Genomic DNA, 14,152 nt, shown 5'->3' with positions numbered 1-14,152 from the left:
ACTCTCTCCTTTATTCCCAGCTCTTGTGTGACTAGATGATGATACCTTAGCCACGGTTATCTTAAAAAGGTTTCATTTATTTTATTGTTCTTATAGGAGTCCCTCTGGTCACTTCAACGTAATCGTAGCACGAATTTTAGCAAATTGATATTGACGTCACCAAAAAATGGTGTTTTCTCCCTCACTTGCATAACGAACATATTTTCGTATATAATAAGAACAAAAGTTCGTCAAGGAGGTTATATCATATGGAACCGCTAATGGCAAACAATAAAGATCGAGGTACACTGAAATGGACGAGTATGATGTTACCAGAGCACGTAGCGATGCTCAAAGAATGGGCAAACGAGGTGGAGAAAGTACCGAGGCCGCAATTGGACCCACAGCAATTTGAGGAATTTGAACAAACGATCAGCGACGCCGTCGTTGAAAATCAAGCCCTTGCATTCGTTTATTGGAGTAGAGGGGAATTTCATACGCTCGTTGGTCACGTTCACTACATTGATTATCACGAAAAAAAGCTTCGAATTATCGACAAATTCGAAGAGCGGTTTTTTTTATCGTTTATCGATATCGTTGATGTCAGAATGAATGACTAAACAAACGTCGATGGCTAGTCTGCGATGTAGACTAGCCGGGAGCTGATCTTTTGATTACTTTTGATCGCCTCTTCGTTTTAACACGTCACCAATGAGTTCAATATGGACATTGGCCCAAGCGTTTTCACGAAAATGAATAATGACACTAAAAAAAAGCACTGTCACATAAATGAAAATAAAAACGAGCCAAAGGTATGTCCCTCCTTCAAATAACAACTGCTGCAATTGTTTTGAAAAAATAAACAACAGCCAAGGAATCGAGGTCACAAAAATCGGGATCATTCCCGATCCTTCTTTTTCTTTTAGCATCCGGTAGCGGATGTTATGTAGCGTATCGTCATCGAGCGTCACATAAAACGATTGAATCTCTTCAATTTCTTTGATCTCATTCAACTGTTTTACGCTGTCACCGTTCCGTTCCGTTCTCCGTAATTTCTGATAAAACTTCCAAGCGTCACCACGTAGCGAAAACAAATTATCAACCCCCATACTCTTAATATGACAAACTTGCATGGAAACATTCGCTTGAAAACTTTTCTTTTTAGCGCTTCTCAAACGAGCTACTCCTATTAAAATCGGTGTGAACAAACCCCTTCACTGGCGCGCTCCGCCCTCCCACCACAATTTGATGAAGACGATGAAGGACATCTCGCGGCCCAATTCTACTTAAATAAGAACAAAAAAGCACCGCGAACGGTGCTTTTTTGGCATAATGATCTTGTTAATTTTACGATGGGTAATAGAACCCACTAGGCTTCTTGCCCCTCTTCTTTACGTGTTTGTTACGTTTTATCCTAAGAATGCTTTTAGCATCCAAATATGTTGCTCTAATGTTGTCTTCACTTGGATAAACATATCAGCTGTTGATTCATCATTGGCTTTTTCAGCAACTTCGATCAGCTCGTTTGATTCTGCCACGATCTGTTCGAAATCTTTAGCAATCGCCGCGACCATCTCTCTTGCTGTTTCCGTACCCGTTGCTTCACTTAACGTTGTGCCCTTTAGATACTCGGATAACGACGCAACTGGCTTCCCACCGATCGTTAAAATTCGCTCAGCAATTTCATCAATCGTTGTAGCAGCTTCATTATAAAACTCTTCGAACTTTGTATGTAATGTGAAAAAGTCACTTCCCGTCACATTCCAGTGATAATTATGAAGCTTTGTGTTTAGGACATTCCAGTTTGCTAGTTGTTTATTAAGTTCTTCAATTAATTGTTTTTGCATGTATACCACTCCTGTTTTTTATAATGTTCTCTTTCTGTATTTAGAATAACACAGATTATAATTATTATCAATTAATAATAATAATAATAAATTAACTTTTATTTTTCCCTACCATTACCGAGTGTAACAAAATGCACTATAACAAAACTGTGACCGATCTAACACTCCTGCTATCTGTCACCTATCATTCATGAGTCATCTAACAGAGATCACCTGCGAAAATGCTTGGTTAACCATGTTTCTAATACCTCTTGTAGTTGCTTTGCCATCGGCTCATTGATCCCTTTCTTATAAATGCTCATAAGCCTTTGTATTTCAATGTCTTCATGTTGAATTTTTAACATATGATTCATATTTTCAATGACGTGTGTTTCAACATCAGTTGACACATACTGTTCAAGTTTATCTAGAGCCTTTGGGTTTGATTGGACATCCTTTGATCCTGTGACGGCTAAAAGCGGACAAGTCATTTGGTTCAACGCTTCAGGCAACTGAAATTGCATATGCTCACGCCACCATTTGGCATTTAACTTCACAAAGTTATACCTGATCGTATCTTTGGTAGTTGTTCTCATTTTTTCAAAGAGGCGCTTCGCTTTTTTCTTGTCTTTGTTGACAATTTTTAATTTTCGAATCAAAAATCCCTTCAAACCTGAGAGCGATTCTAATTGATCATAAGCGATCTCTCGTTGATAATCAGTCGCTTCAAGGAGGGTTTCACCAGCACCACCAGCCAGCATAACGATGCCATTAATCTCCGTTCCCATATTAATCGCGGAGGCAAGCAGACCGCCTTCACTATGCCCTAACACGACAATTCGATTCGGGTCAACACGACTATGCTCACGTAAAAACGCGACCGCACTCACCGCATCGGTCACTAAATCAGACATTCCTGCAGTTGCAAAGTCACCCTCACTTTCACCAACCCCTCGTTTGTCATATCGTAATGTCACAAAACCGATTGATTCAAGAAAATCAGCCAACTCTTTATAAATATTTCCTTTCAATTGTGGGGCATTTCCATCCCGGTCTGTTGGGCCACTACCAGAAACAATTAAAATCGCAGGCAGGTGTTTATCTCTTGATTCCGGAATTGTTAATGTTCCACTGATCGTAACATCGTCTCCAAACGCAACATTCTTTTCCTCTCTCATCTCGTTCACCCTTTCTCACTGTCATCTACATTTAACCGTGTGAAGCAAGCATAACTCTATTTTTCCAATGTCACTATGCTTTTATTTTCCCTTCACATCCATTCGTTATATAATGAGTGAATATCAGCATAAAGGGGAGATTGTATGAACAAAAAAGAGATCGAACAACAAGTCGTTGAAAATTATCAGCGTGATGAACAGATGATGGTTCTCGTATTTGCACAGTGGTGCATCAATCATGACCTCGACCCGTTAAACTTATACATGCGAGCATATCCACAACAAACGGTTAACGACGCTCTTAAACAAGCACTAGACTTAACCGTACCGAAGAGCGAATCAGAGGACATCCCTGATGAAACATTACTTGGAGTATTATCGTTATTCGGTAATGATGACCTCGCTTTCGTTGTTACAGAAGAAATCGCGCAGCGCAACAAGCAATAAACTACTCATTGAGCAAAAAAAGGCTGTCCCAAAAAAGGTGCACTAAAACTTTCTAGGACAGCTCCCTCATTCTCTCTTACACCTCTAGTCGCACCTATAACCTAATTCCTTCTCATTGATAATGTAGTTATTATTAATTAATCATTCTTATCACTTTCCTTATAGTAGGTACTACCCGTACTATCCTACAACAAAACATTCATTTACCGAGAAGACTCAGTTTTTTTGGTAAACCATGGATAAATGTTCAAGAAAAGCAAAAGCTAACGTGAAATTAATTGTAAGGAGTGTTTCAGATGAGAATATTTTTCTGCAGTCTCATGGTTGGACTATTTTTATGCGTAGGGTCTGTGACAGCAGCAGAGGCACATGAGGGTTGTGAAGATGCCCCGATTCAGGTTGAATTAACCGAACAGCAGCAACAGGAATTAGCCGCCCTCTCACAAAGCATCCATGAGCAGAAAAAAGAGATGATCGATAAGTACGTTGAATTCGGTGTGTTTACAGAAGAAAAAGGGAATAAAATCATTTCAATGTTTGACAAACATCAAGAAAAATTAGAGGAAAATGGCTATATTCCAACTTGGGGCAAATGCAAAAAAGGACATAAAGGAGATCAGGACAAAACTAGTTAAACGATTGGCAATCGCTTCACTCGCCACATGTAAGAGGCGCTGAAAAAGTGAAGTTCACACTTTTTCAGCGCCCTCAATCACACCAGGCTTCTAAAAGATGGTAGCGGTTACGCTTATTGCTTAGGGGATGGGACAAAAGGTAAAACCAACCTTTTGTCCTAGTCTCTTATATAAAAGTAATGAAAGGTGTGTCACCTTTTGGAACAACTATTAAAAGAACAAGGGATTCTCTTCTTACGCATCATTACCATTTTACCACTCTTACTCGTTATGACGATGATTATGGGAAGGCGTTCAATCGGTGAGTTACCGGTTTTTGACTTTTTAGTTGTGCTCATCCTCGGATCAGTCGTTGGGGCTGACCTAGCGGATCCAAGCATTGATCATATTCATACAGCTGTTGCTATTATATTGATTGCCTTATTCCAAGTGTTCGTTACAAAAACCAAAATTACGAACAGAACATTTGGGAGGCTTATCACCTTTGAACCGGTGATTGTCATTTATCAGGGTAAATTTCTAATCGAGAATTTAACAAAGATCCGTTACTCGATTGATAACATTTTACAAATGCTCAGAGAAAATGATGTCTTTGATGTCAGTGACGTTAAGATCGCAATCATTGAAGGAAATGGCAAGCTTACGATTCATAAGAAAGGCGAGAAGTCAGCCGTCACAGTCGAGGATCTTGGGCTCACGAAAAAGAAAACAGGTCTATCCTTTCCAGTCATTATAGATGGTGAAATCTATTACGACGTTCTCGAAAAATTAAAGTTAGATGAACAGTGGCTCAAGGATCAATTACAACAAGCTGGCATTTCTAAGGCTCAGTCTGTCTTTTTTGCCTCTGTCAATGAACAACATCAGTTACATGTGTCGATCAATGAAGATCAGCACCTCCTTTTAAGAAATGTACCTCCAATGCATCACTAAGACCAATTGTGTGTTTACAGCGACGTAGGAAAAAGAAATCGCATCTTGATCAAAAATAGCGGTGCTCTCTCACTCCACCGCTAAACACTCACGGGGGAAAACCGTTCACCACCAAAAAAGCTGACATAAACACATGTGTTCACGCCAGCGAGAATAATCAGTCACGATCTTGTTTACCTTTTAATAGCTCAATCATTTGTTCATTTTGTTGATTGATGCGTGTTAATTTCCGCTCAATCGCAAAGAGCGTTGACATTAATAATGCAAATGCAATGAGCCAAAAAATCGCCATAAACACTCCCCTTCCTATGCACACCAAACCGGCGCACTAATTTTATTGTTGCAGATAAGCCTCTATCGTGTCCCGCTCAAAGTGAGGATGATACGTTAACCACGTTAAATCAAGCTCGAAGGAGTCTCCTTCGTCCGTCTCAATCTCAACTCGAAGCGGGGCGGAAACACTGGCTAATCCACCAATATCTCCGCACGGTTCCAGCGTAAACGTCAGTCTATCCCCTGGTAAAAACGACTGCCCGACGGACACAGGATTGCGCTCACTCGTCCACGAAATCGAGAAATAATCACCGATTTGGTCGTCAAACGGGAGAGCAAATTCATCAATAAGTGTAAAAGATTCAACAACTTCAAATGTCACAGCTGTTTCATCGTAACTAGTTCGGGTTGAGCGTAACTCGATATAATGATCATCACGCTCAGCAAGTGGCTCTAATCTCGCTACATGCAGTGGCTCGACATCGGTGATTGGCGTTCCATCATACTGCCTTAGTTGATCCGGTTCCAAAAGTATATGTTCGAGATCATAACTGTTAAGTGGCAGCTCATTCAGCGCATAATAACTGTACGAAAACACCGTCTGGTGCGGGGCATTCAACCGCCCGTTTACAACGACTTGCTGGTTATACCCGTTCGTATGGAGGTAATACAACTGCGTTTCGCGATGCTCATTGGTTTCATATGCAATAAAGGTTGGTAAAAATAACGGTTCGTCAAGGCGGTGTTGTTCCACCCAGAAAAAACCAATTCCCCAACTAGCAACAATCACCATAGCACCGATGAGTGATGCTTTCTTTTTCTCAAAGAAAACCGCTGTTAACCGTTCTTGCTCACCAACCTCAGCACGTATTTCCTCAGCCTCAGCAAGCTTCTTCATCCGGTAAGCACTCATTAAAACCCGGATAAACGCAATAAAATTGAGCAGCATCAAGAGTGCAAACGGGAGGGCCAAGGCCGCAGGACCGATCATCACAAGAGGCATGAGGAAGAGCACGAGTATATGTACAACGACATAAAAGTTTCTGCGATTTCTAAACACTCGCTCCCAATACGGATGCTCACTTCGCCTTAGCATGAGAAGATAAAGGTTCATAAGCAAGGTCACAAACACGAGGCTAAAGACCATCTCGAGACCACTTGCTAGATGTTGAAGGTCAAATGGTGGCAACTCGACATAAAAAGGCCCTTGTTGCTCTCTCGCCCCTTGCAGATTATCAGGACGTTGAAAGAGGCTTAACCAACTGAGGGCAGTAACGATTAACAGTCCATTCAGCCACGGCTTCAATCGTTTTACTTGTGGGTCTTGTTCGGCGACCGCTTTGACTCCAGCTAGCACGATCAAATAGCCGATAAACGAAGGTAAGGCAGACACTTCATTAATCGTAAAATCGATGAACGTCAGAATCAGTCCCCAAAAAATTAACCGAAATCCTTTTTGATATTGTTCCAATCATACCTCTCCTCTCGATCATCTACCGTCACTACTGTTATGTACGTAAGGCCCTGCCATTTCGATAGCAGGACCTCACTAGAGAGACTTATTATCTTTCCTCATTTGGTGTGTCATCAGCGCTCTTTGACTGTACTTCTTCAGCTGTTGGTGCGGCTTCGGACTTCGATGACTCAAAGTTATTGACATTGCCACGAGATACATAGCTTTCAAGCATCGCCTTCAAATCCATGCCTGTGCTTTCTTTTAAACTTTCTTGTAGGCCGAGCATCGTTTTCGTGACATTGTTCGTGATCTTTGAAGAGCCCCCACTTGAATCCGAGCCTCCCATGTCAATCACTTTCATCTCTTCAATTTTAGAGAGTGGTTGAGCAATTTCATGCGCATACTTTGGCAGCATCTCAATAAACATTTCTAGGATCGCAGCTTCACCATATTTCTCCATTGCTTCAGCCATTAATTGCTTCGCTTCCGCTTCTGCACGTCCGCGTTCACGAACAACTTCCGCTTCAGCAAGACCTTTTTGTTTTTCAATGGTTGCTTTCGTTTCCCCATCAATTCGTGATTTTTCTGCTTCCGCTTCGGCTTTGGCCTTAATGTCATACGCATTCGCATCCGCAAGCGCTTTACGTCGTTTTTGTTCTTCAATCTCTAGTTCTACTTGTCGTTGACGCTCAATATATTGCACTTTCATTTCTTCTTCTTTCACTTGTTGAGAGAGTCGAGCTTTCTCTAATTCATACGATTGTTCAGATTTCGCACGTGCTCGTTCCGTTTCTTCTTTAATTTGAGCTTCTTTAATATCCTTTTCTTTCTTTGATTCTGCGACAGCACTTAAACGGATATTCTCCTCATTTTGAGCTTCTTGGTCATTTTTCGCACGATACATGCGCGTCTCCTTCTCAGCATCCGATTCAGCCATTTCCGCTTTTTTGCGAATTTCTGCAATACGAGGGCGACCTAAATTATCAAGGTAGCCATTCTCCTCATCGGCATCACGGAGATCATCAAGACCAAAGGACGTAATTTTAAAACCCATGTTATCCAATTCTTTTTGAGCAATCTCTTGCACCTGATGGTTAAATGATTCTCGATCATTATTAATCTCAATCACGGTCATTTTTGATAGAATCGCACGAAGATTTGTCCCAAGAACCTTTGAAACTTCTTCTTCAATTTCAGATTGCTTTTTCCCTAAGAACTGTTCAGCATAGTTCGCTACACCTATTAACGTATCCGAAATTTTCACTGATGTAACGGCATCAGCAATGACCGGAACCCCTTGCGATGTATACACTTTTGGTGTCGTTAATTTAATTTGAAACGAGTTTAAATCAACAGGAGTACACGTTTGAAACATTTTTAAGCGGATCCCACCACCGCGAACAATCTTTAAACTTCTGCCATTTTCATCAACAAATATCCTAGAATCGTCATCAGGATTCCCTAGCTTGGGACCAGTAATGATTAACGCCTCATTGGAACTAGCAGTTTTATATCGTTTTTTATAAATAAAAAAACCAACACCGCCTGCAATAAGTAAGACAAACAATAAAATGACCAATAAAATAAACCAGATCATACTCATCATAAACCATTCACTCCTAGTAAAAAAATTTCCTTAAAAATGAAGAGATAAGAATTTCTCCCTTTCCCTCCTCGCCTATATGTACGATTCAGCATCCAAAAGGTTTCACACTTTTTTAATCTTAACAACGATAAACGATCATGAGAAGGGGTGTTTCAGGAAAATAATTGGAAATCTCTTATTCTAGACATTTTTATTAGAGATCAGATGGTCAATAGACGAGTAATGAAAAGACAAGCTAATTACCAACAGCTTTTGATTGAAATATAATGGTGTATTTGCTACACTCAAAGTACTAACCAGTCGGTATCTAAAAAGGCGGTGAGAGAAATGGCTTACTCCAAATTACACATCAAAGCGGAAACAACTAGTGATCATATCAATAATGTTATGTATATGGAGTATCTAGAAAAAGCACGGAAGGTATGGTATCAGTTTTGCCTATCACATGACGTTCGCGCGATGGTGGTCAATATTAACGCTGACTATAAAAGAGAAATGTTTGATCAAGAGCGATTAACCATACACACAGAGACTGAGCGCGTCGGTCGCACTAGTTTCACTCTCAAACAAACGATCATCAATGAGGAAAACGAGCTTGTTCTCTCTGCCAATGCCGTACTTGCGGTCGTGGACCGCCAAACGAAAGCGAAAACCCATGTGCCTCAGGCAATTCGTGAGTTAGTCGCAAAGAAGGAGCCATTACAACCACTCATGACCAACTAAAAGATAACTGCAAAGAGCTAAGTAGTTCAGTTTTGAAGGAAGAAAACGAACGTACAAGGTCCATACCAAGTTAAATCGTATCCTTTTAGAATCACACCACACAGAAAAAGGCAGGGGTCACCATCCTCTGCCTTTTCTATTATTCAACTAACGCCATCCCGTTCATTTAAGTGAAAACATTCACAATCTGTAGAGCTACTCGCCACTTGCCGGATACTCATTCCGTTATTCCTTATATTCTCCCTGTTTGGAGTATCGTTTCGGATCTTCATTCCGCTAATTGCCTGATCTCCACAATATTCCATTGATTTTGTACGAGTAACGGAACCAGAATCCGTTTCTACCTCGTCGGAGCAACCTTTCTTCCTTTTAACGGAATGAGAATCCACTTTGCACTCCGTCCATAAAACCAAGCGCGTCCTCTTGTTGAAGGAATACTCTCCGCAGGGTAAGGACTTTTCCTTTGTGATTCTCGACTGCTTTGTCCTTCATCCGCCTTATGAAGGACATTTACACTGTGATTCTCGACTCTTTTGTCCTTCATCGCCTTTATGAAGGACTTTTCCCTTGTGATTCTAGCCTCTTTTGTCCTTCATCCGCTTTATGAAGGACATTTTCCTTTGTGATTCTCGACTACTTTGTCCTTCATCCGCCTTATGAAGGACTTTTACACTGTGATTCTCGACTCTTTTGTCCTTCATCGGCTTTATGAAGGACATTTTCCTCGTGATTCTCGACTGCTTTGTCCTTCATCGCCTTTATGAAGGACATTTCCTCCGTGATTCTCGACTGCTTTATCCTTCATCCGCTTTATAAAGGACTTTTCCCTTTGAAATTCCCCCTCTACTTTATCTCGTTCATTAGGCATTTAATTTCCTTGCGATACTGCGCGCGACCCAAACACCAGCAGCACCTGCTTGTGCTAGACCACGTGTAATTCCGGCACCATCACCACCACAATATAACCCTTCAATTTCCGTTTCAAATTCTTCATTTAGTTTCGGACGAGCAGAGTAGAACTTCGCTTCAACCCCATAGAAAAACGTATGCTCAGAGGCAATCCCCGGTGTCACTTTATCTAGCGCCTCGATCATCTCGACTAAGCTTTTCATTGTATTATATGGGAGAACTAAACCGAGATCCCCAGGTACCGCTTCCTTCAATGTCGGTTCTAAGAACGATTCACGAATCCGCTTTTCTGTCGAACGTCTTCCTTTCATAATGTCGCCAAACGTTTGGATGATCACACCACCATTTGATAAATCATTCGCTCGCTTACAGATCTCTCGCGCATACTCGTTTGGTTTATCGAATGGCTCAGTAAACGTATGGGAAACAAGTAACGCAAAGTTTGTGTTTTCTGAGCCTAATGTCGGATCTTTATATGCGTGTCCATTGGCGGCCATCACACCACTATGGTTTTCGACAACAACATGTCCTGATGGGTTGCTGCAGAAGGTTCTAACACGCGTACCGACTGAAGTGTTGTAAATAAACTTCCCTTCATAGAGGTGCTCATTAATCTCGCTCATAACAACATCAGAGGTTTCAACACGTACCCCAACATCGACTTGGTTGTTCGTCATTTTCAATTTACGTTTCTTTAAAATCTCGGTTAACCATGCTGAACCGTCACGCCCTGGGGCAATGATGACATGATCACTGTATAGCTCTTCACCGTTTTTGAGGACAATCCCTTGAATCTTATGCTTGCCGTCCTCTTTTACCGTCAACATGTCACTGACTTCCGTTTTGTACATCATATCTATTTTGTCACGTAAATACTCGTAAATCGATGTTAAAATTTCAAGGTTTTGCTCCGTTCCTAAATGACGGACTTGGGAACGCAATAATTTTAGCCCTGCACCGTAACCACGTTGCTCAATCTCTCGTACTTTATCTGTAGTCGGATCGGTAATCGTATCCGTTGCTCCATGCTTTAAATTAATTTGATCGACATATTGAATGAGTTCCATCACGGTAGAGGGACTAAGGTAATCACTCATCCAGCCACCGAATTCAGTCGTAATATTAAATTTCCCATCGCTATAAGCACCTGCACCACCAAAACCATTTGTAATTGAACATGCCGGTAAGCATCCAGCGAATTCTTTCTTGCCTGCAGGCGGCGGACATAATTTAATTTTTTCCTCTAAAATTGGACACCTTCTCTGATAAATATCATGACCTTTATCAACTAAAAGCACGTTCGCATTCGGTACCTTTTCTAAAAGTTCATAACTAGCAAAAACTCCAGCTGGTCCAGCTCCAACAATAATCGCATCATATTTCTTCATGACTCATTCCCCCAGTATGACAATGATCGTTCACTTCTTATTATTTAAAAAAGTACATAAAAAAGCCTAACTTTAGACAGGACAAATATACCTGTCCGTAGTTAGGAATTATCGGTTCCTTCTAGAGACCCCTAAACCATATTATTAGGGATATACGAACAACAAATATATGTTCAACACGTTTTATTGTAACGTAACAGTTAGGGGAAGGCAATAGTTACATTCGTGTTTTTAATATTATTTTATGATGAAACCGCTTCAAAGTTTAAATCAATTCATTAAACACGAACATTGTCTCGCAAAGAGTAGAGTTATCTTTGCGATAAACAGATTACTATTATTGCAGATAACAAAAAACGAGGCGGATGATTCACTCTCACCGTCTCGTTATCTTTTGTGTTTTATTGTTTTGTTCACTTCCTCGAACCTTCTTCTTTTCCTCAGTGAACTTTTACCCTAAAATTTAACCCTAAGGAGGTGAGAGCGGACTTACTACATTGCTTACTACCACCATGACCTTCCACCATTGTCGCTTCATGCTAGGTAGCTCCGTCCCCTGCCCTCCCTCGAATCATCATCTTCTTCCCCAGTGAGCTTACCCTTAAACTTAATCCTAAGGCGGTATGAGTAAGCGTACTTCTCTGGCTATCCCTCTTCGTTCGCGCGCTCCGCCCCTTTACCACTAGGCTGTGTTAATGTTTAGTGTTGATGCTCGTTGATATTGGGCTCATTTCGTGCGAAACCTTAGTTTCGTACGCCTTTTAGGTACTGAAAGGTTGGAAGATATGTTCAATGGTAACAGAGCCTACCACTAAAAAAGGGAAGCATCATCATCTGCTTCCCTTTCACACGTATCTATATACTTACTCCCATTTGACATTGACAGGCAGCACTTCTGCAATCTCACTCAAATGTTTTTGTTGTTCGTCGGTCATCCACATATGGACGATGCCTTGATCACTACTCGATCGAATTAACCGACCGATCCCCTGCCTGAGTCGCAAAAGCATATAAGGGGTATCGACTTCGAACTCCGGATCACTTGCATGATTACGTTTTGCCTGGAACACAGGATCATGTGGCGGAAATGGGAGTGATGATAAGATCACTTGTGTCAACGATTCCCCTGGTACATCTAATCCTTCCCAGAGGTGATAAGAACAAAGAACGGTTGTTTCTTGCTGTTGGAACGTTATGACGGTTTCACTAATTTCACGATCCCCTTCATAAACGATCGTAAATGACCATTGTTGCTCATCTGCCCACGCGCGAAAACGATTCATCTCTTCATTCGAACGAAACAGCACTAAAGACCGACCGCCATGATTTGCTAACGCCAAACCAATTTGCTCCCACTTTGTTTGTTCATCCGTTTCGATATGACCCTTCAGCTCCATTTGCTCCTCATAATCAAAAGGCGATTCAACGGTAAATGAAGTAAATTGTTCAATCCCTAAGCTCTTTGCGATGTACGAAAAATCGCCCCCTTTTGATAAGGTTGCCGATGAAAAGACAAACGGAAGACGCTCTGAGAACACTTCTTTTTTCAAGATATCCTCAACAAGACGTGGCATGATTACAAACGACCGGTCTGTGTCCGTCTCTTCTAGCCAAAAGATTCCCTCATCTGCCTTTAATAAGATCGAAAGACCGTAAGCAAAAAACTCTAAATACTCTTCAATAATTTTGACATGATAATCTTCAATCACATGAAGTTCGGAATCGAACACAAGCTGTTCCAACAGTTCTTGCGCTTTTTGTTCCATTTTCGATGCGAGTCCGAGCATATGCTTCGATCGCGGTACTTCACGACGATTGGAGCCTTCAACGAGTACCGCCGTTTCACTTAACAGATCAAACCACTCATCATGTAAGGCTAATAGATCTTCAATCGCAACGAGCGATTCTTCTCGAACATCTTGATTCATGTACCCAGTGAGCACTGTTGTTAATGTTTCTGAGTGAAAACGGTACGTTAATGCTTTTTGCGCTGCAAACTCAAGCAAATGCCCTTCATCAAAGACAACACAGCTTGGCTCAGGTAATAACGGTAATTGCCCTTCACGCTTTCTCGATTCTTTTGTCCAGACATGCTCCATATAAAAGTCATGAGAACAAATGATCAGATCGGCTGCTTCCCGGTAATAGGTGCGGTTTAACGTTTGACCACAACGGTGGCGCCAATCACATGTCGAGCATTGCTGCAGTGGATCCCAAGCCATTTCGCCCCATTTTTCATTCGTTACCCACGGGTACTGCTTACGATCACCATACCGTTCAAACGCATTCATCGAGACGCTTGAATCAAAGACGAAGCTTGGAATTTCTGTATGGACACGTAACATGTCATCGTCATCTGTGCGGTGGACGACATGGTCTAACTTTTTGACACAAACATATTGTTCACGTGCTTTTGCTAAGCGTACATCAACAGAAAAGCCTAATGCTTTTTCTAACTTCTTTATATCTCCCTCTTCTTTAACAAGCTGCTCAATTAATGTTTCATCCGCACAAGAAATGATGGCAGGTTTCCCCGTGTAACGTGCATAACAGATGGCATAAAGAAGGTAGACAAACGTCTTACCTGTCCCTACACCAGCTTCCGCAAAAATCGTGCTCTTATTTTTAAACGCTTGTTCGACTTGAAAGGCCATATAAATTTGTTCATCCCGTAAATCATAGCCTTGTTCAGGGAGGATATCATAAAAAACGTCCCCAATATAATCGCCTAATCGATCAAAAAAATGATCTGTCTTTGATATTGCAAATGGAAGTGAATATGCCATGAATGTTCTCCTT

At 41.3% G+C, this 14,152-nt stretch carries 14 protein-coding genes and 1 riboswitch; of the genes, 5 read left to right on the top strand and 9 right to left on the bottom strand.

Annotated features, from left to right (window positions below; all coding sequences use genetic code 11):
* Positions 1 to 248 precede the first annotated feature (248 nt).
* Positions 249 to 599, top strand: a complete 351-nt coding sequence (locus KH400_RS13230) for a YolD-like family protein (protein WP_217225241.1) — start codon at positions 249 to 251, stop codon at positions 597 to 599.
* A gap of 54 nt (positions 600 to 653) precedes the next feature.
* Here KH400_RS13230 and KH400_RS13225 read toward each other — a convergent pair whose 3' ends face one another.
* From KH400_RS13225 to KH400_RS13215, 3 genes are all read right to left on the bottom strand, one after another.
* Positions 654 to 1,154 carry an acetate and sugar kinases/Hsc70/actin family protein gene (locus KH400_RS13225; protein ID WP_246589556.1) on the bottom strand — a complete coding sequence of 167 codons (501 nt, stop codon included), beginning with the start codon at positions 1,152 to 1,154 and terminating at the stop codon, positions 654 to 656.
* 234 nt (positions 1,155 to 1,388) lie between these two features.
* Entirely contained in the window at positions 1,389 to 1,826 is a 438-nt protein-coding gene (locus KH400_RS13220) for a Dps family protein (protein WP_217225239.1), read from the bottom strand.
* A gap of 209 nt (positions 1,827 to 2,035) precedes the next feature.
* Positions 2,036 to 2,983 carry an alpha/beta hydrolase gene (locus tag KH400_RS13215; RefSeq protein WP_217225237.1) on the bottom strand — a complete coding sequence of 316 codons (948 nt, stop codon included), beginning with the start codon at positions 2,981 to 2,983 and terminating at the stop codon, positions 2,036 to 2,038.
* Between the two features lie 144 nt (positions 2,984 to 3,127).
* Between KH400_RS13215 and yxiS the strand changes: the two genes are divergently transcribed.
* The 3 genes from yxiS (at position 3,128) to KH400_RS13200 (ending at position 4,998) form a co-directional block, all read left to right on the top strand.
* Positions 3,128 to 3,430, top strand: coding sequence for a protein YxiS (gene yxiS / locus KH400_RS13210; protein WP_217225235.1), 303 nt, complete (start codon positions 3,128 to 3,130; stop codon positions 3,428 to 3,430).
* Positions 3,431 to 3,726: 296 nt separating this feature from the next.
* Positions 3,727 to 4,065: a YckD family protein gene (locus KH400_RS13205; protein ID WP_217225233.1), complete on the top strand. Its 339-nt coding sequence runs from the start codon at positions 3,727 to 3,729 to the stop codon at positions 4,063 to 4,065.
* Between the two features lie 198 nt (positions 4,066 to 4,263).
* Positions 4,264 to 4,998, top strand: coding sequence for a DUF421 domain-containing protein (locus tag KH400_RS13200; protein ID WP_246589555.1), 735 nt, complete (start codon positions 4,264 to 4,266; stop codon positions 4,996 to 4,998).
* Between the two features lie 157 nt (positions 4,999 to 5,155).
* Here the strand turns inward: KH400_RS13200 and KH400_RS25315 are convergent, their stop codons facing one another.
* The 3 genes from KH400_RS25315 to KH400_RS13190 form a co-directional block, all read right to left on the bottom strand.
* Positions 5,156 to 5,290 carry a hypothetical protein gene (locus KH400_RS25315; RefSeq protein WP_281418710.1) on the bottom strand — a complete coding sequence of 45 codons (135 nt, stop codon included), beginning with the start codon at positions 5,288 to 5,290 and terminating at the stop codon, positions 5,156 to 5,158.
* 42 nt (positions 5,291 to 5,332) lie between these two features.
* A complete protein-coding gene (locus KH400_RS13195) occupies positions 5,333 to 6,742 on the bottom strand; it encodes a hypothetical protein (protein ID WP_217225231.1) in 1,410 nt (469 codons plus the stop codon).
* A gap of 91 nt (positions 6,743 to 6,833) precedes the next feature.
* Entirely contained in the window at positions 6,834 to 8,330 is a 1,497-nt protein-coding gene (locus KH400_RS13190; RefSeq protein WP_217225479.1) for a flotillin family protein, read from the bottom strand.
* Positions 8,331 to 8,660: 330 nt separating this feature from the next.
* Here KH400_RS13190 and KH400_RS13185 point away from each other — a divergent pair, with 330 nt between their 5' ends.
* On the top strand, positions 8,661 to 9,056 hold the full coding sequence (locus KH400_RS13185) for an acyl-CoA thioesterase (protein WP_217225229.1): 396 nt from the start codon (positions 8,661 to 8,663) through the stop codon (positions 9,054 to 9,056).
* A gap of 706 nt (positions 9,057 to 9,762) precedes the next feature.
* Here KH400_RS13185 and KH400_RS13180 read toward each other — a convergent pair.
* The 3 genes from KH400_RS13180 to KH400_RS13170 form a co-directional block, all read right to left on the bottom strand.
* Positions 9,763 to 9,924, bottom strand: coding sequence for a hypothetical protein (locus KH400_RS13180; RefSeq protein ID WP_217225227.1), 162 nt, complete (start codon positions 9,922 to 9,924; stop codon positions 9,763 to 9,765).
* The gene (locus KH400_RS13175) at positions 9,917 to 11,353 is read right to left on the bottom strand and encodes an NAD(P)/FAD-dependent oxidoreductase (RefSeq protein ID WP_217225225.1); all 1,437 of its coding nucleotides are present in this window, start codon (positions 11,351 to 11,353) and stop codon (positions 9,917 to 9,919) included. Before KH400_RS13175 ends, KH400_RS13180 begins: the two co-directional genes overlap by 8 nt.
* 78 nt (positions 11,354 to 11,431) lie before the next feature.
* Positions 11,432 to 11,531: riboswitch (purine riboswitch) on the bottom strand.
* Between the two features lie 685 nt (positions 11,532 to 12,216).
* Positions 12,217 to 14,139 carry an ATP-dependent DNA helicase gene (locus tag KH400_RS13170; RefSeq protein WP_217225223.1) on the bottom strand — a complete coding sequence of 641 codons (1,923 nt, stop codon included), beginning with the start codon at positions 14,137 to 14,139 and terminating at the stop codon, positions 12,217 to 12,219.
* Positions 14,140 to 14,152 lie beyond the last annotated feature (13 nt).

Origin of the sequence: Desertibacillus haloalkaliphilus (genome assembly GCF_019039105.1) — a bacterium.
In the GTDB taxonomy this organism is placed as follows: Bacteria; Bacillota; Bacilli; order Bacillales; family KJ1-10-99; genus Desertibacillus; species Desertibacillus haloalkaliphilus.
The sequence above is the reverse complement of the archived record's forward strand: the minus strand, read 5'-3'. Positions and strand labels throughout refer to the sequence as shown.

Excerpts from the sequence above, each read along its gene's own strand:
- KH400_RS13190 (WP_217225479.1), bottom strand. The coding sequence starts at position 8,330 with ATGAGTATGATCTGGTTTATTTTATTGGTCATTTTATTGTTTGTCTTA.
- KH400_RS25315 (WP_281418710.1), bottom strand. The coding sequence starts at position 5,290 with ATGGCGATTTTTTGGCTCATTGCATTTGCATTATTAATGTCAACGCTC.
- KH400_RS13180 (WP_217225227.1), bottom strand. The coding sequence starts at position 9,924 with ATGCCTAATGAACGAGATAAAGTAGAGGGGGAATTTCAAAGGGAAAAG.
- KH400_RS13215 (WP_217225237.1), bottom strand. The coding sequence starts at position 2,983 with ATGAGAGAGGAAAAGAATGTTGCGTTTGGAGACGATGTTACGATCAGT.
- yxiS (WP_217225235.1), top strand. The coding sequence starts at position 3,128 with ATGAACAAAAAAGAGATCGAACAACAAGTCGTTGAAAATTATCAGCGT.
- KH400_RS13185 (WP_217225229.1), top strand. The coding sequence starts at position 8,661 with ATGGCTTACTCCAAATTACACATCAAAGCGGAAACAACTAGTGATCAT.
- KH400_RS13230 (WP_217225241.1), top strand. The coding sequence starts at position 249 with ATGGAACCGCTAATGGCAAACAATAAAGATCGAGGTACACTGAAATGG.
- KH400_RS13220 (WP_217225239.1), bottom strand. The coding sequence starts at position 1,826 with ATGCAAAAACAATTAATTGAAGAACTTAATAAACAACTAGCAAACTGG.
- KH400_RS13205 (WP_217225233.1), top strand. The coding sequence starts at position 3,727 with ATGAGAATATTTTTCTGCAGTCTCATGGTTGGACTATTTTTATGCGTA.
- KH400_RS13175 (WP_217225225.1), bottom strand. The coding sequence starts at position 11,353 with ATGAAGAAATATGATGCGATTATTGTTGGAGCTGGACCAGCTGGAGTT.
- KH400_RS13170 (WP_217225223.1), bottom strand. The coding sequence starts at position 14,139 with ATGGCATATTCACTTCCATTTGCAATATCAAAGACAGATCATTTTTTT.